Consider the following 15,865-nt stretch of genomic DNA (forward strand, 5'->3'; position numbering starts at 1 on the left):
GCCCGGACGAGTGTCCGGGCCCTTCCGCCTGGCCGCGTGGCCGCGTGATCAGCCGACGACGGCCTGGGCGTCGATCTCGACCAGCATCGGCTCCTGCGGGAGCTCGGCGAAGATCGTGGTCCGGCAGGGCTTCACCCCGCCCGGACTGATGTTCTCGTCGATGAACTCGGCATAGACCTCGTTCATCAGCGGGAAGTCGGCACGCTTGGTGAGGTAGACGCGGAACATCACCACGTCCTCGATCGTGGCGCCGCCCGCCTCGACGATCGCCTTGACGTTCTCCAGCGTCCGCCGGGTCTGGGCCTTCACGTCGCCGTGGAACAGGTACTCGCCGGTGGCCGGGTCCTGCGGGCCCTGACCGGACACCTGGAGGATCGGGCCCTTGCGGACGCCCTGGGAGAACATCCACGCCGGGGCGGGGGCGCCGTCGGTCCGGATCTCGGTCTTGTCGCTCATGCGCTTCCTTCGTTGCGGTGATTGCTCAGGTGGTCGGCGGCGTCTGGCCGCAGTCGGCGGAGACGGCGCGGGTGGTGGCGAGCAGCTGGGGCAGCAGCTCCAGCACCTGCTCGTACGGGAGGACGACGTCCGGCACCGAGATCGAGGCCGCGGCGACCACCCGGCCGCTGGCGTCCCGGATCGGTGCGGCCACGCAGTTGATGAACGCCTCGTGCTCGGCGTGGTCCTGCGCCCAGCCCTGGACGGCGACCTTCTCCAGTTCGGCCAGCAGTGCCTCGGGCGTGGTCAGGGTGCGGGCGGTGTGCGGGGTGAAGTCGATCCCGGCCACCACCCGGCGGCGCTCCGGCACCGGCAGGTCGGCCAGCAGCACCTTGGAGACCGCGGCGCTGTGCAGGGCCGCGCGCAGGCCGATCCGCGAGTACATCCGCACCGGGTGGCGGGAGTCGTACTTGTCGATGTAGACCACCTCGCCCCCCTCGTACGCGGCCAGGTGCACGGTCTGGCCGGTGGCGGCGTTCAGCTCGGCCAGGTGCGGCGCTGCGATCCGGCGGACCCCGCGCTGCTCCAGCGCCAGGCCGGAGAGGGCGAAGAGTCCGGCGCCCAGGTGGTAGCGGTACGCCGGATCGCGGTAGACGAATCGTTCCTCTTCGAGGCTCTGGAGCAGCCGGAGCACGGTGGTCTTGTGCACGCCGAGCACCTCGGCGAGCTGGTCCAGCGAGCGCTCGCCCTCGCCGAGCTCGGCGAGGATGCGCAGGGCGCGGGTGACGGTCTGGCTCATCGTGCTCCAAGGGCCGGGGAGGCGGCCGGTCGGGGGTCGGCGGCACCGCCCCCCGGCGCCGGCGCGGCCGGAGCGGGCGTGGCCGCCGCAGGTGTCGCCGTGGCGGGCGCCGACACGCTGGAGGCCGGGGCGGTCCGTGCGACCGCGGGCAGTACAGGGGACACGATGCCATCCGCCGACACCCGGGTGGACGCCCAGTCCTCCGGGGAGGCGGCGAGCAGGGCGGCGACCACCGGCTCCGGGGGCAGCTCGGCCTGGTCGCCGTCGGCGGTCAGCGCGCACGCCGCGCTCAGGTGGCCGAGTCGCAGACGGCGCCGCTGGTCGAGGCCGCGCACCGTGCCGGCCAGGTATCCGGCGGCGAAGGCGTCGCCGGCCCCGGTCGCCTCGACCACCTCGACGGTGAGCGCCGGCTCGCTGACGGTGCTCCCGTCCCGCTCCAGGGCGGTGACCAGCCGGGCGGCGTCCTTGACCACCAGGGTGGCGGGGGAGGGGAACCGGCGGCGCAGCTCGTGCGGGTCGCCGATGCCGAACGCGGCCTCGGCCTCGTCGGCGCCGATCAGCAGGAGGTCGGCGGCGTCCAGCAGCGGCGGGAGCACCGAGACGTCGCGGTCGCGCCAGAGCGCCGGGCGCCAGTTGAGGTCGAAGCTGACCAGGCGGCCCGGGCGGCGGTCGGCGAGCAGGGCGCGGAGCAGGGCCAGGCAGTCGTCGGAGAGCGCCGCGGTGATGCCGGAGAGGTGCAGCAGCCGGGCGCCGGCCAGTAGCCGGGCTGCGGCCGGGTCGGCGAGCAGGGCGGGGGAGAGCGCGGCGGCGGCGGAACCGCGCCGGTGGTAGTGGAGCCGGCTGCGGCCGGGACCGAGGTCGAACCGGTCGCCGGTGGAGCCGCCGATCTCCTTGAGGTAGAGGCCGGTGGGGCGGTGCGGATCGACGGCGACCGCCGAGACGTCCACCCCGCGTGCGGTGAGCTCGCCGAGCAGGCGGCGGCCGAAGCCGTCGTCGCCGACCCGGCTGATCCAGGCACTCGGCACGCCCAGCGCGGCCAGGGCGCCCGCCACGTTCGACTCGGCCCCGCCGACGGATAGTCGGAACGCCTCCACCGACTCCAGAGGGCCGGGCCGGTCGGGCAGGAGGACGGCCATCGACTCGCCCACGCAGACGGCGGCCGGGGTGGCGGGGTCGCCGTCCCGGACGTCCCCCGGGGCGGGCGCGGCGGAGCCGGCCGAGGTGGCCGGCTCGGCCACTGCGGGCCCGGCCGGGTCGGGTCCGGCCGCCGCCGGGCCGCCGAGCGGTGGGGTGCCCGGGCTCACGGCGGCGTCCTGTCGTGGCATCTGCTGGGCTCCTCGGGGTGCTGCGGCCGACCGGGTGGGGGTGCTGCGGCCGACCGGGTGGCCCGCCTGCCGGGGGCGACCGTCGTTGACCTTCGTCCGGCGCCGATGCTAGAACCGTGCTGCCAGCATGTGCAACCCTCGTTGCGTATGTTGCAACACGGCAAATGGAGGAAGACGGTGGACCAGACCTTCGCAAGCAGCGGCACCGGGCCGGGCATCGACACCGGGGCGGTGGCGGCGCTCGCCGACGAGACGCTCGACTGGCGGTTCAAGGCGCTGCCGCCGGCCGCCTGGGGCCTGAGCGTCCGCGACTACCTGGCCACCGGCCCCGCCCTCGCCGACCTCGGCACCCCGCTGCTCACCCTCGACGCCGGCGCGCTCGACCACAATCTGCGGACCATGGCCGCCTGGTGCGCCGAGGCGGGCGTGGCGCTCGCCCCGCACGGCAAGACCACCATGGCCCCCGCGCTGTGGCAGGCCCAGCTGGCCGCGGGAAGCCACGGCATCACCCTCGCCAACCTGCCGCAGATCAGGGTGGCGCGGGCCTTCGGCGTCCAGCGGGTACTGCTCGCCAACACCCTGCTCGACCCGGCTGGCCTCGGCTGGCTGGCCGGCGAACTGGCCGCCGACCCGGCCTTCGCCTTCACCTCCTGGGTGGACTCCGCCGCGAGCGTCCGGCTGATGGACGAGGCGCTGCGGGCCGCGGGCGCCGAGCGCCAGGTCGAGGTGATGGTCGAACTCGGCGGCCCGGGCGGGCGCACCGGCGCCCGCACCGTCGACGAGGCGGTCGAGATCGCCGCCGCCGTGCTGCGCGCGCCCACCCTGCGACTTGCCGGGATCGGCGGCTACGAGGGCGCGCTGGCCCATGACGCGAGCGAGGACGGGCTCGCCGCCGTCCGGACGTACCTGCGGACCCTCGCCGAACTGCACGGACGGCTGGCTAGCGCGTACGCCGACGGCTCGGCGCCCGTGGTCACGGCCGGGGGGAGTGCCTACTTCGACCTGGTGGCCGAGGAGTTGGGGGCCCTTCCGGAAGCCTTCGTGGTGCTCCGTTCCGGTGCGTACATCGCCCACGACGACGGCTTCTACCGGGGGATCTCCCCGCTCGCCCGGGCCGCCGGCGCCGCGGGTGGGACGGACGCCGGTGGGGCGCCGCTGCGCAGTGCGCTGCACGGGTGGGCCCGGGTGGTCTCCCGGCCGGAACCGCACCTGGCGCTGCTGGACGCCGGCAAGCGCGACCTGCCGTTCGACGAAGGGCTCCCGGAGCCGCAACGCGTGCGGGGCGGGGCGGAGTTGACCGGGACCGCGGCGCGGATCACCGCTCTCAACGACCAGCACGCCTTCCTGCGGGACGCGGGCGACCTCGCGCCGATCGGTGCCGTGCTGAGGCTGGGCGTCTCGCACCCGTGCACCGCCTTCGACAAGTGGGCGCTGATCCCGGTGCTCGACGACGCCTCGGCGGCCGAGCCGAAGGTCACCGGGCTGGTCAGGACGTTCTTCTGATGAGCCGGGAGCAGGGGCCGGGCGGCGGGGGCGAGCCGGCGGGCCGGGTGGACCGCGGCCACGGGCCCGGTGCCCGCGAGGTGGTCTTCAAGGGGGCCACGGTCATCGACGGCACCGGCGCCGAACGGTACCGGGCCGACGTCCGGATCGCCGACGGAGTGATCGCCGAGATCGGCCGCGGTGTCGACGGGGCGCGGGTGGTGGACGCCGACGGGCTGGTGCTGGCTCCCGGGTTCATCGACATGCACGCCCACTCCGACCTCGCCCTGCTGCTCGAACCCGAGCATCCGGCCAAGGTCACCCAGGGTGTCACCTGCGAGGTCCTCGGCCAGGACGGCCTCTCCTACGCCCCGGTCGACGACCGTACGCTGCCTGCCCTCCGCCGCCAGATCGCCGGCTGGAACGGCGACCCGGAGGACTTCGACTGGGACTGGCGGACGGTCGGCGGCTACCTGGACCGGCTGGACCGGACCGGTCCCGCCGTCAACGCCTGCTACCTGGTGCCGCACGGATCGCTGCGGATGCTCGTCGTCGGATGGGAGAACCGGGCCCCGAGCGCCGCCGAACTCGACCGGATGCGCGCGCTGTTGGCCCAGGGGCTGGCCGAGGGCGCGGTCGGGATGTCCAGCGGGCTGACCTACACGCCCGGGATGTACGCCGACACCGCCGAACTCGTCGAGCTCTGCCGCGTGGTCGCCGAGTACGGCGGCTTCCACGCCCCGCACCAACGCTCCTACGGCGAGGGAGCGTTGGAGGGCTACGCGGAGATGGTGGAGATCGCCCGGCGTTCCGGCTGTCCGCTCCACCTGACCCACGCCACGATGAACTTCGGCGTCAACCGGGGACGGGCCGGCGAACTGCTCGACCTCGTCGACCGGGCGCTCGACGACGGGGTGGACCTCACCCTGGACAGCTACCCCTACCTGCCCGGTTCCACCACACTGGCCGCGCTGCTCCCCAGTTGGTCCACCGAGGGCGGCCCGCGCGCCACCCTCGACCGGCTGGGCGATCCCGCGGTGCGCGAGCGCATCCGGTACGAGGTGGAGGAGAAGGGCAGCGACGGCTGTCACGGGGTGGTCACCGACTGGGCCACCGTCCAGCTGTCCGGCGTCCGGAACCAGGAGCTGGCCGACGCCGTCGGCCGGTCCGTGGCCGAGCTCGCCGCCGAGCAGGGCCGCTCCGGGACGGAGGTCTTCCTCGACCTGCTGCGCCGCGACGAGCTGGCCACCACGATCCTCCAGCACGTCGGCCACGAGGAGAACGTCCGGGCGATCATGCGCCACCGTGCGCACACCGTCGGGAGTGACGGGCTGCTGGTCGGGGCCCGGCCGCACCCGCGTGCCTGGGGCACCTTCCCCCGCTACCTGGCCCGTTACAGCAGGGAGGCGGGCGTGCTCACGCTGGAGGAGACGATCGCCCGGATGACCGGCCGGCCCGCCGCCAGGCTCCGCCTGGACCGGCGGGGCCGGATCACCCCGGGCCACCACGCGGACCTCGTCCTGTTCGACCCCGAACGCGTCCAGGACGCGGCCACCTTCGACCAGCCGCGGCGGCCCGCCGTCGGCATCGAGCACGTCTACGTCAACGGCACAGCCGTCGTCCGGCAGGGCCGCACCACGGGCGCGCGCCCGGGGCGGGCCCTGCGCCGAACCGCACGAGGAACCCGAGCCGCATGAACTCTCAGCCCGTCACCGTCGATTCCGTCGCCCCGGTCGCCGTCGTCGACCCCGCCGCCCCGGTCGGTCCGGTTGCCGCCGACCCCGCCGTGCTCGCCGCCACGCGCGCGGCGCTGGCCGCCGAACCGGTCATCGCCGTCGTCCGTGCCCCCCGGATACCGGACGCCGCCGCGCTCTGCGCCGCGCTCGCCGAGGGCGGCATCACCTGGACCGAACTCACCTTCACCACACCGGACGTGACGTCCCACGTCGAGCAGGCCGCGCGCGCCGGCTGGCGGGTCGGGGTCGGTACGGTGCTGACCCCGGAGCAGGCCGGGCGGGCGCTCGACGCCGGTGCCTCCTTCCTGGTCACCCCCGGTCTGCGGCCCGAGGTGGCGCATGCCGCGCACGCCGCCGGGGTGCCGGTCGTCCTGGGTGCGCTCACCCCGACCGAGGTGGCCCTGGCGGTCGACCTGGGCGCCGCCGCCGTGAAGATCTTCCCCGCGCGGGCGTTCGGTCCCGGCTACTTCAAGGACCTCCGCGGCCCGTACCCGGACGTTCCGCTGGTCGCCTCCGGGGGCGTCAACGGGGGCAACGCGGGCGAGTTCCTGGCCCAGGGCGCGCTCGCGGTCTGTGCCGGGACGGACGTGGTGCCGCCGGACGTGGTCGCGGCCGGGGACTGGGCGGAGATCACCCGGCGGGCGAAGGCGTTCACGGCGGCCTGCGCGGCGCGGTAGCGGACGGCGGGGCGGGCTCCGCAGCTCTGAGGCTCCGCAGCTCCGCAGCTCCGCAGCTCCGCAGCTCCGCAGCTCCGCAGCTCCGCAGCTCCGCAGCTCCGCAGCTCCGCAGCTCCGCAGCTCCGCAGCTTTGAGGCTTTGAGGCTTTGAGGCTTCAAGGCTGCGGAACTGCGGGTCGCGGGGGTGCGGAGGGTGGGCGGAGCGGTCCGGGAGGGGTGCGGGGCGCGCGGGGAGGGGGAGCGGGAGGGCGCTGAAGCGGCGCGGGAGGAGTGCGGGACGACCCGGGGGCTCCTCCCGCCACAGGCCCCGGAGGCCCGCTTCGGCGCCGGGAGTGGTCGCTGCGGACTGTTGGGACGGCCGGGATTCAACGAGAATCGAGAGCCCCCGGCACCCGGCAGGAGGATCCACCCATGACCTCGACCCGCCCCGGCCCCGACTGGCTGGCCGACGCCGTCCTCTACCAGATCTACCCGCAGACCTTCGCCGACTCGGACGGCGACGGAATCGGCGACTTCACGGGCGTCACCGAGCACCTCGACCACCTCTCGTGGCTGGGCGTCGACACGGTCTGGCTCAACCCGTGCTTCGCCTCGCCGTTCCGCGACGCCGGGTACGACGTCGCCGACTACCTGACGCCCGCGCCGCGCTACGGCACCACGGAGGGCCTCGCCGCCCTGGTCGAGGCCGCGCGGCGCAAGGGCATCCGGGTCCTGCTGGACCTGGTCGCCGCCCACACCTCCGACCGCCACCCCTGGTTCCTGGCCGCGGCCGAGGACCCGTCCGACCACCGCTACATCTGGTCCGACGGCCCGGTGGACGGCTTCGTCGCCTCGCCCGGCGGCCGTCCCGGCTGGTACCGGCCCAACTTCTTCGACTGCCAGCCCGCACTCAACTTCGGCTACGCGCGCGAGAGTGCCGACCAGCCCTGGCGGCAGTCGGTGGACGCCGAGGGGCCGCGTGCCAACCGTGCCGCGCTGCGCGAGATCATGGACCACTGGCTCGGCCTCGGCCTGAGCGGGTTCCGGGTCGACATGGCCTCCTCGATGGTCAAGGACGACCCCGGCTTCACCGAGACCGGCAAGCTCTGGAGCGAACTGCGGGACTGGCTCGACCGCACCCACCCGCAGGCGGCTCTGTTCGCCGAGTGGGGAGAGCCGGCCGCCGCCGTGGCAGCCGGTTTCCACGCGGACTTCTTCCTCCAGTTCGGCGGCGCCGACCAGGGGTTGCCACTGCGTTCGCTCTGGAACAACAACGCCGGAACGGTCGAGGAGTACTGGAAGCAGGGGCCCTGCTACTTCGAGGCCGAGGGGCGCGGCACGCCCCGGGTCTTCCTGGACGCCTGGCGTTCCGCCGCCGAACTCACCGAGGGCGCCGGTTACATCGCACTCCCCACGGCCAACCACGACTTCTCCCGGCTCGCCACCGGACCGCGCACCGCGGAGCAACTCGCTCCGGCCTTCGCGCTGTTGCTCACTTGGCCCACGCTGCCGGCGGTCTACTACGGGGACGAGATCGGCATGCGGTACCTGCCCGGCCTGCCGGACGTCGAGGGGAGCGTGCTCGGCCCGCAGTACAACCGGGCCGGCTCGCGCACCCCCATGCAGTGGGCGCCCGGCCCGAACGCGGGCTTCTCGACGGCTCCCGCCGAGCGGCTCTACCTGCCGGTCGACCCCGACCCGCACCGGCCCGACGTGGCCACCCAGCGGGCCGACCCGACCTCGCTGCTGCACACCGTCCGGCGGCTGATCGCGCTGCGCCGGGCGCACCCGGGGCTGGGGGCCACCGGCTCCGTGGAGGTCCGGCACGCGGGCTACCCGCTGGTCTACACGCGCGCCGGGCGGTACCTGGTGGTGGTCAACCCGCGGCGGGAGCCGGTGGTGGTGGAGCTGGGCGGGGCCGTACCGGAGGGCCGGGCGGTCCGGCCGCTCGACGTGCAGGGGGTGCGGGTGGTGAGCGGGGAGCTGCGGGCGGACGGCTTCTCGTACGGGGTGTTCGAGCTGGTCTGATGCCGCGGGCCGGGGCGGCCGGTCGGTCGGGCGCCCGGTCGGGCAGCCGGTCGGCGGCGCGTGGCGAGGCCGAGGAGGAGACGGAGGAGGCGGTCGCGGTCCGACCGCTCGGCCGGCCGCGACTCCGGACGGCAGGGGAGGGAGCCCCCCGGGAGCGGAGTCGGGACGGGTACGTGCGGTGGCGGCGCGTGGCGCGGGCGGGGTGCCGTGGTGGATCCGGCGGGCAGCACCCCGGCCACGGAGCCCCCGACCTCGGGCCCCCGACCCGGGGCGGGTCAGGTGTGTCGGCCGGAGGGGCGGCGCAGCAGTCCGTGTCCGGCGCCGGCGAGCCCGCCGACCGCCCAGAGGAGGGCGGCGAACGGCGCGAGGTAGGAGGGCCGGGCGAGCCAGCCGACGGCCGCCGCCGAACCCAGCACCGCCGGCGCTCCGACCAGGGCGGCCAGGGCGACCGGTACCCCGGCCGCCAACCGCAGGGAGACCAGGGCGAGCCAGTACGCCGCTCCGGCCGTGAGCAGCGCCGCCGGGAGAACGAGTACGGACAGCACACCGGGACGATAACCCGGGCCGGGTCGACTCCGGTGCCGAGGGGTGAGCCGGTACCGCCCCGGCCGGCCCCGCCGACCCGGGCGCGGTCAGGGACGGCGGTCGGGTGCGCCGGTCAGGGACGGCGGGGCGGGCGGGTGAAGCAGCAGTCGCCGCAGACGCCCGCCTGCGGGCCGACGCGGTAGTACAGGCAGCAGCTGGTGCGACGGAACGCCGTACCGCCGAGCGCGTCCGGGTGCCCGGGGATCCCGGGGACCCGGGTCGCGATCAACGTTCCGCTGCCGGCCAGCGGCGGTCGGTCGAGCACCTGGGCGACGAGTGCGCGGGCCCGGGCGGGGCCGTGGGGCGGGGAGGTGGCCTCCGGCGGCGGGCAGGTGCGGGCGGTGGCGTGCTCCGCGGTGTGTGCGTCGAGCATGCGCAGGGCGCCGGCCAGGGCCGAGGCGGTGTTGCCCCGGAGCAGCCCGTCGGAGAGCGGCACCACGGCCCGGACGGCCGCCTCCAGGACCACCAACTGCCCCTCGACGACGGTCCGGTGGAAGCGGTCGACGAGGGAACCCCGGTCCGCGCGGGCGGGCCCGGACGGCATCCAGAGGTCGACCGGTCCCTGTTCGGGGACCCGCACCCACGCCCGGTCCGGGTCCAGTTCGGGCACCTCGCCGAGCAGGACGGCCGCACCGAGGCCCACCGAGCAGAACCGGGCGGCCAGGCCGAGGTGCAGGATCGACGCCGCGACCCTGGGCTCGGCCGTCCCGAGCCGCCGCGCCACCTCTCGTACCCGGTCGGCCAGCGGTCCGTCCGGGCCGGGGGCGTAGAACTCCCGCAGCGGACGGAAGCCCGGGGGCGGCCCCTGGCCCGGTGCGGCTGCGACGTCGAGGGCGAAGTAGGGGCCGACGAGGGCGAGCCGGCCGTAGTCGGGCGCGTCGCTCACCGGCCGGCCACCGCTGCGCCGGGGACCCGGGCGGCGCGGCTGACCGGGTCCGGGCGGAAGGTGCGGCCCGGGCGGGGGAGGACGCCGGAGAGCGTACGGGGCTGGGACATCGGACGGGTCCTCCGGTTCCGTGCGGCGGGGTGCGGCGGGGCTCAGCCCCGGACGGTGAAGTTGCCGGTGTCGGTACGGATGAACGGTACCGTGCCCTGGCAGTCGGACACGGGTATCCCGAAGGCGCCCCAGAGCCACCCCAGGCGGTCGTTCCGCCCGTCGTCCTGGACGGTGAGCGAGACCCTGGAACCCACGAGCGTCAGGTCCGGGAACCAGGGGGCCGACCCGCCGGTGACCACACCGGTGGTGATCGCCGTCCGCCCGCCGGCGGCGAGGCAGTCGAGGGTGCCCTCGAAGTCGGCGACCAGGGCGCCGTCCGGTCGGTGGTGGGTGACGTGGAAGCGGCCCCGGGCGTGGCCGGGCGCGTTGTTGAGGTCCGTCCGGGCGTCGACTTCGAACCGGACGAGGTCGCCCTCCATCCCGGAGAAGTCCTTGGTGAGGGTGGCTCCGCCGCCGCCCCGCACGCGGACGGTCGGCCGGCCGGTCCCGCCGGTCCCGCCGGTCTCGTCCGTCCCGCCCGTCTCCCGGGCGTCGGTGACGGCGGGTGGGGTGACGGAGGGGGCTGCGGTCACGGGCGCCGCGGTGACCAGTGCCGCCAGCAGGCAGAGGGCGGTGGCGGAGGCGGTGCGAACGGTCGTGGTGGTGGGGCGTCGCATGGGACGGGTCCTTTCGACGGTGGTCGGAGGCGGTCGGCGCCGTGCGGGGTCCGGGTGGGCCGGGTCCGGGGCCGGGGTGTCTCCGGCGAGGTGTTGCGGTCACGCACCAGACTGATCGGTGCACGGCCGTCGCACCTCCCGCTGCGGTGGGGGTCGCCCCCTCCTCAGGGAGGATCTCCGCCTCCCCCGGGAGAGTTGGCCCGAGCGGGCGAACGACCGGCCGGATCGTAGGCTCGTCCGTATGTGTGCTGAACCTTCGGCGAATCGAGCGCAGGCCCGGATCCCGGCCGAGCCGTGGCCCGCCGCCGCTTCCTCCCTCCCGACCCGGGCCGCCCGGGCCCGCCGACCGCTGGGCACCGCCGTCGCGTTGCTGTTGCTCGCGCCCGCCGCACTGGCACACGCGGGTGAGCACACCGCCGCACTGCTGGTCGCGGGCACGGCCGCGCTGGCGGCGCTGGTCGCCGTCCTGCCGTGGCCGTCGCCGTCGCGACGGGTGACGCTCGTGGCGGCGGCGGGCGCGGTGGCCGTCGCCTCGCTGTCGTTGGACCTCGGGTACGCGGGGCCGTACCGACTGCCCGCCTTCTGGCTGCCGTTCGAGTGGGCGGCCCTGCTGGTGCTGGCGGGACGGGTGGCCCGCCGGGCGCGCGGACGGTGGGCCGGCGCGGTCGGGGTGGCGGTGGTGACGGCGGCGGCCGTGGTGCCGCTGCGGTTCACCGCGAGGGTCCCGGACGGCGGCCGGACCGGTTCCGTGATCGCCGTGCTGTGCTCGTTGGTGCCGCTGGCCGTCGTGGTCGGGGCGAGCCTCTACCTGCGCGCGCTGGACGCCCGTCGGGAGCGCGCGGTGACCCGGGCCCGGCGCGCACAGCGTCTCGAAGTGGCCCGCGGGCTCCACGACTTCGTGGCGCACGAGGTCACGGGCATCGTGCTGGAGGCTCAGGCGGGCCAGCTGCCGGGGCTGGATCCGGAGGAGACGGCCGCGCTGCTGCGCCGGCTGGAGGAGGCCGGGCTGCGCGCGCTGGATTCGATGGACGCGATGGTCGGCGCGCTGAGGGATCCGCAGGACGACGGGGAGGGCGCCGGGAACGGTGTCGGCGGGCGGGTCGGGGAGCGGGACGGCGAGGTGGGTGTCGGCGGCGCGGCCGGTCGCACGGCCGGCACCACCCGTGTGCCGGGGCTGGCCGAACTGCCGGAACTGGTCGGTCGGTTCGCCGCGACGGGCGCCGTCCGGGCCCGTCTGGAGGCAGCGCCCGAGACCGTCGGGCTGTTGTCGGCGGAGGCGGACGCCACGGCCTACACCGTCGTCCTGGAGGCGTTGACCAACGTGCGCAGGCACGCTCCCGGGGCCGCGGAGGTGGTGGTGCGCGTGGCGGCCGGCCCGGGCGGCCTCCGGACGGTGGAGGTGTCGGTCACCGACTCCGGCGATGGCGGACGCGGCGTCAAGGGCCTGCTGCGCCGCCGCCCGGGCAGTGGTGGCACCGGGCTGGTGGGACTCGCCGAGCGCGTCTCGGCGCACGGCGGCACGCTGGCGGCGGGACCGTGGCGGCCTACGGGCTGGCGGACCGGCTGCGTGCTTCCCGCGCGGCAGGCCGATCGGTCGGGCGCGGGCGGAAGGTCCTCCGCCGAAGATCTGCCGAACGGCAGATGGCAGCGGGCCGTCGAAGGACGATCCTCGTCACTGTGATCGAAGCCGGCAGCGCCGACGCGCTGCTCCGATCCGCGTCAACCGGTCGGTGCGACCGCCGCACGCGGTCCTGCCACCACGCAGGGCCGCCGTCGCCGGTCGTGCCGCCGGACCGCTCCCGCCGCAGGAGGCCCTTCATGACCGTCGTGCCCAGCCCCGCCGCCGCGCCCGCCGCCCCGCCGCGAAACACCGCCGCCGCGCCCGCCGCCGTGGCCGCCCGGCCGGGGAGCGCCGCCGAACGACCCGGAAGGTGGGCGTTCCTGCTCGGGCGCCCCGGGCGGTCGGTGGGCCGGGTGCCCGTCCTGGGAGCCGTGACCGCAGTCGTCCTGCTGGCTGCCGTCACGGGCTGCGCCCGGGCCGAGGAAGCCGAGCCCGAGTCGACGCTCTTCGGCTACGCCGGCACCACGCTGGACGTCGTCGTGGCGCACCACGTGCCCACCGACCTGGTCACGGCGGACCGTCAGGACATCAAGGTCACGCGCTGGTTCAAGGCCGACGTCGTCGGCACGAGCACGACCGACTGGAGGCTGGAGGGCGACACCCTCCACCTGGAGGCGAGTTGCTCCGGTCTCGCCGACTGCGACGCGAGGTTCCGGGTCGAAGTACCGCCGCACGTGGCCGTGCTGCGCGACGGCCGGGCGACCGACCTCAAGGGCCGGCCCTCCTGATCCCGGGGCGGGCGGTCGGCGCCGCCGTGCGAGACTGCCCCCGTGACGAGTCCGAACCCGGAGCCCATCCGCACGCTGATCGCGGACGACCAGGAGGCCGTCCGGCGCAGTGTGCGGCGGATCCTTGAGACCCAGCCCGACATCACGGTGGTCGGCGAGGCGGCCGACGGTCTCGCCGCGCTGGAACTCGCCGCGGAACTGCGCCCGGACGTCGCGCTGGTGGACATCCGGATGCCGCGGATGGACGGCCTGGAACTGACCGCCAGGCTCGCCGGCCCGGGCGCCGTCACACCGGTGCGGGTGGTGGTGCTGACCACCTTCGACCTCGACGAGTACGTCTACCCGGCGTTGCGGCACGGCGCCTCGGGGTTCCTGCTCAAGCGCTCCGGTCCGGCGCTGCTGGCCGAGGCGGTCCGGGCGGCGGCGAGCGGGGAGAGTCTGATCAGCCCGTCCGTCACCGTCCGGCTGCTGCAGCACGTCACGGAGACCCGGCGGACGGACCGCCGGTCGGCGCCGGTGGCGCCGCTGACCGGGCGCGAGGTGGAGATCGCCGGGCAGGTCGCCGCGGGCCGGACCAACGCCGACATCGCCGCGGAACTCTTCATCTCCCCGGGCACGGTGAAGACGCACGTGGCGAGCATCCAGCGCAAGCTCGGCGTGTCGAACCGGGTCGGCATCGCGGTGCACGCCTGGGAGATGGGGTACGCGGTGCGGACGGGCGCGTAGCCGGAGGCGGGGAACCACGGACGTGGGGAACCTGCGAGGCGGGGGTGGCCTCCGGACGTCGCGTCCTCCGGCCGTACAGTTCGATCGTCGACCGAGGTACCAGCGGCAGACCCTGATCCGTCTCGATCTGTCGCCACTGCCTCCTGCGGTCGAACTCCCTCAGCTACCTCGCAGGTTCACCACCATCATGCTCCTCGCCGGGCCGGTGCACCAGGGGTTCGGTGGATATTCTCCCAAATCGGATATTTCGGGGTGATGTGGGAGAGCGGAGAGTGCCCGGGGCCGGCGGTCACGCCCCCTCCGGGCGGACGCTCACCGCAGTGCGTCCTTGCGCAGCAACCGCTTCAGCCGCTGCCAGGGCCAGGTGTTGATCACGTCCTCGGTGGTCAGCCAGGCCCGCTGGGCGGTGCCGATCCCGTACCGGGGGTAGGCCAGGTGCGGGGTGGCGTGCGCGTCACTGTCGATCGAGAACTTCACCCCGTGGCGCCGGGCGCGCAGGACGTCCTCGTCGCGCAGGTCGAGGCGTTGGGGAGAGCTGTTGATCTCGATGGCGGTGCCGGTCCGGGCCGCGGCCGCGAACACGGCGTCCAGGTCGACGTCGATCGGGCCGCGCCGGCCGATCCGCCGGGTGGTGAGGTGGCCGATGACGTGGACGTGGGGGTTCTCGCAGGCGCGGACGAGGCGACGGGTCTGGGCCGCCCGGTCCGCCCCGAAGTGCGAGTGCACCGAGGCCACGCAGACGTCGAAGCCGGCCAGGAAGTCGGCCGGCCAGTCCACGCCGCCGTCGGGGCCGATGTTCAGTTCGGTGCCGTGCAGCAGCCGCATCCGGCGGTGGCGGCCCGCCAGAGCACGCAGTCGCTCGCGCTGCGCGAGCATCTTCTCGTCGGTCATCCGCTGCATCACCAGGTCGGGCGCGTGGTCGGTGACGGCGTAGTAGGAGTAGCCGCGCGCCGCGGCCGCGTCGATCATCTCCTCCAGGCCGGCCAGCCCGTCGGTCAGGTCGGTGTGGGTGTGCAGGTCGCCCCGGAGGTCGGCCTCGGTCACCAGGTCCGGCAGCTCGCCGCGCAGGGCGGCCTCGATCTCGCCCCGGTCCTCGCGCAGCGGCGGCGCGATCCACGGCAGGCCGAGCGCCCCGTAGACCTCCTCCTCGGTCGCCGAGGCGATCTTCTCCCCGCTCTCGGCGTCGAACAGTCCGTACTCGGACAGCTTCCGGCCGGCCCGGACGGCGATCGTCCTCAGCCTGATGTTGTGGGCCTTGGAACCGGTGAAGTACACCAGCGCCGCGCCCCAGTCCTCCTCGGGCACCACGCGCAGGTCGACCTGGAGACCGTCGGTGGTGCGGATCGAGGTCTTGGTCGGACCGCCGGCGATCACGTCGGCCACCTGGGGGAGCCCGGTGAGCGCGGCCATCAGCGGCGCGGAGTCCTCCGCGGTGGCCAGCACGTCGATGTCGCCGACGGTCTCGCGCATGCGTCGCAGCGAGCCGGCGTACGCGCAACGGGTGCAGCCGGGGACGGCCGCGAGCGCGGCGACGATCTGTTCGGCCTGCGCGGTGGCGACGTCCAGCAGCGTCCGTCCGCCCGACTGCCGCATCAGCTCGATGCCGTGCAGGATCTTCTCGCCGCTCCGCTCGCCGAAGCCCGCCACCTCGCTCAGCCGGTCGGCGCGGACCGCCTCGGCGAGCTCGTCGACGGACGCGATGCCGAGGTCCCGGTAGAGCGCGAGGGCGCGCTTGGGGCCCACGTTGGGGACGGACATCATCGCGCGGACCCCGGTCGGGATCTCGGCCCGCAGCGACTCCAGCGCCTCGATCCGGCCGGTGGAGAGGTACCCGGCGATCTTCTCGGCGGTGGACTTGCCGACGCCGGGGATCTGTTGGAGGCCCTTGACGTCGAGTCCGGCGATGTCGTCGGGGTGGCCGCCGACCGCCCGGGCGGCCTTCTCGTAGGCGCGGGCGCGGAAGGCGTCCCCGCCGGTGATCGAGATCAGGTCGGCGTACTCCTGGAGCAGCTCCCTGACCTGGTCGTTGAGCCGGGCCATGCGGCCAGTCTAGGGTCGGCGGGCGGATCGGGCGGATCGGGCGGATCGGGCG

At 75.2% G+C, this 15,865-nt stretch carries 14 protein-coding genes; 7 read left to right on the forward strand and 7 right to left on the reverse strand.

Annotated elements, in window-relative coordinates; translation table 11 throughout:
- Positions 1–48: 48 nt before the first annotated feature.
- Genes ACFWOG_RS11985 through ACFWOG_RS11995 form a run of 3 tightly spaced genes read right to left on the reverse strand, consistent with a single transcriptional unit; the run spans position 49 to position 2,559 of the window.
- Positions 49–456 carry a RidA family protein gene (locus ACFWOG_RS11985; protein WP_329950139.1) on the reverse strand — a complete coding sequence of 136 codons (408 nt, stop codon included), beginning with the start codon at positions 454–456 and terminating at the stop codon, positions 49–51.
- Positions 457–481: 25 nt separating this feature from the next.
- Positions 482–1,234, reverse strand: coding sequence for an IclR family transcriptional regulator (locus ACFWOG_RS11990; RefSeq protein WP_329877889.1), 753 nt, complete (start codon positions 1,232–1,234; stop codon positions 482–484).
- On the reverse strand, positions 1,231–2,559 hold the full coding sequence (locus tag ACFWOG_RS11995; protein ID WP_380357271.1) for a sugar kinase: 1,329 nt from the start codon (positions 2,557–2,559) through the stop codon (positions 1,231–1,233). The genes ACFWOG_RS11990 and ACFWOG_RS11995 overlap by 4 nt, the downstream gene beginning before the upstream one ends.
- 177 nt (positions 2,560–2,736) lie before the next feature.
- On the opposite strand from ACFWOG_RS11995, the gene ACFWOG_RS12000 reads away from it, so the two are divergent.
- The 4 genes from ACFWOG_RS12000 (at position 2,737) to ACFWOG_RS12015 (ending at position 8,460) form a co-directional block, all read left to right on the forward strand.
- Positions 2,737–4,062, forward strand: coding sequence for an alanine racemase (locus ACFWOG_RS12000; RefSeq protein ID WP_329950137.1), 1,326 nt, complete (start codon positions 2,737–2,739; stop codon positions 4,060–4,062).
- Positions 4,062–5,738: an amidohydrolase family protein gene (locus ACFWOG_RS12005; protein ID WP_380357274.1), complete on the forward strand. Its 1,677-nt coding sequence runs from the start codon at positions 4,062–4,064 to the stop codon at positions 5,736–5,738. The genes ACFWOG_RS12000 and ACFWOG_RS12005 overlap by 1 nt, the downstream gene beginning before the upstream one ends.
- On the forward strand, positions 5,735–6,454 hold the full coding sequence (locus ACFWOG_RS12010; RefSeq protein WP_380357277.1) for a bifunctional 4-hydroxy-2-oxoglutarate aldolase/2-dehydro-3-deoxy-phosphogluconate aldolase: 720 nt from the start codon (positions 5,735–5,737) through the stop codon (positions 6,452–6,454). Before ACFWOG_RS12005 ends, ACFWOG_RS12010 begins: the two co-directional genes overlap by 4 nt.
- Positions 6,455–6,864: 410 nt before the next feature.
- Positions 6,865–8,460 carry an alpha-amylase family glycosyl hydrolase gene (locus ACFWOG_RS12015; protein WP_380357279.1) on the forward strand — a complete coding sequence of 532 codons (1,596 nt, stop codon included), beginning with the start codon at positions 6,865–6,867 and terminating at the stop codon, positions 8,458–8,460.
- 275 nt (positions 8,461–8,735) lie between these two features.
- On the opposite strand, the gene ACFWOG_RS12020 is transcribed toward ACFWOG_RS12015, so the two are convergent.
- The 3 genes from ACFWOG_RS12020 to ACFWOG_RS12030 all read right to left on the reverse strand — a co-directional run bounded on the left by ACFWOG_RS12020 (position 8,736) and on the right by ACFWOG_RS12030 (position 10,698).
- Positions 8,736–9,005, reverse strand: coding sequence for a hypothetical protein (locus ACFWOG_RS12020; protein ID WP_380357281.1), 270 nt, complete (start codon positions 9,003–9,005; stop codon positions 8,736–8,738).
- Between the two features lie 113 nt (positions 9,006–9,118).
- The gene (locus ACFWOG_RS12025; RefSeq protein WP_380357283.1) at positions 9,119–9,931 is read right to left on the reverse strand and encodes a (2Fe-2S)-binding protein; all 813 of its coding nucleotides are present in this window, start codon (positions 9,929–9,931) and stop codon (positions 9,119–9,121) included.
- A 152-nt stretch (positions 9,932–10,083) separates the two neighbouring features.
- Positions 10,084–10,698: a hypothetical protein gene (locus ACFWOG_RS12030; RefSeq protein ID WP_380357286.1), complete on the reverse strand. Its 615-nt coding sequence runs from the start codon at positions 10,696–10,698 to the stop codon at positions 10,084–10,086.
- 241 nt (positions 10,699–10,939) lie between these two features.
- Here ACFWOG_RS12030 and ACFWOG_RS12035 point away from each other — a divergent pair, with 241 nt between their 5' ends.
- The 3 genes from ACFWOG_RS12035 (at position 10,940) to ACFWOG_RS12045 (ending at position 13,773) form a co-directional block, all read left to right on the forward strand.
- Complete coding sequence (locus tag ACFWOG_RS12035) at positions 10,940–12,379, forward strand: sensor histidine kinase (RefSeq protein WP_380357292.1); 1,440 nt, start codon at positions 10,940–10,942, stop codon at positions 12,377–12,379.
- Positions 12,380–12,516: 137 nt separating this feature from the next.
- On the forward strand, positions 12,517–13,047 hold the full coding sequence (locus tag ACFWOG_RS12040) for a hypothetical protein (RefSeq protein ID WP_355404046.1): 531 nt from the start codon (positions 12,517–12,519) through the stop codon (positions 13,045–13,047).
- A gap of 42 nt (positions 13,048–13,089) precedes the next feature.
- Positions 13,090–13,773 carry a response regulator gene (locus ACFWOG_RS12045; RefSeq protein WP_380357296.1) on the forward strand — a complete coding sequence of 228 codons (684 nt, stop codon included), beginning with the start codon at positions 13,090–13,092 and terminating at the stop codon, positions 13,771–13,773.
- A gap of 312 nt (positions 13,774–14,085) precedes the next feature.
- Here ACFWOG_RS12045 and polX read toward each other — a convergent pair whose 3' ends face one another.
- Positions 14,086–15,813: a DNA polymerase/3'-5' exonuclease PolX gene (gene polX, locus ACFWOG_RS12050; protein WP_380357298.1), complete on the reverse strand. Its 1,728-nt coding sequence runs from the start codon at positions 15,811–15,813 to the stop codon at positions 14,086–14,088.
- Positions 15,814–15,865 lie beyond the last annotated feature (52 nt).

Origin of the sequence: Kitasatospora sp. NPDC058406, assembly GCF_042722765.1 — a bacterium.
Taxonomy (GTDB): Bacteria; Actinomycetota; Actinomycetes; order Streptomycetales; family Streptomycetaceae; genus Kitasatospora.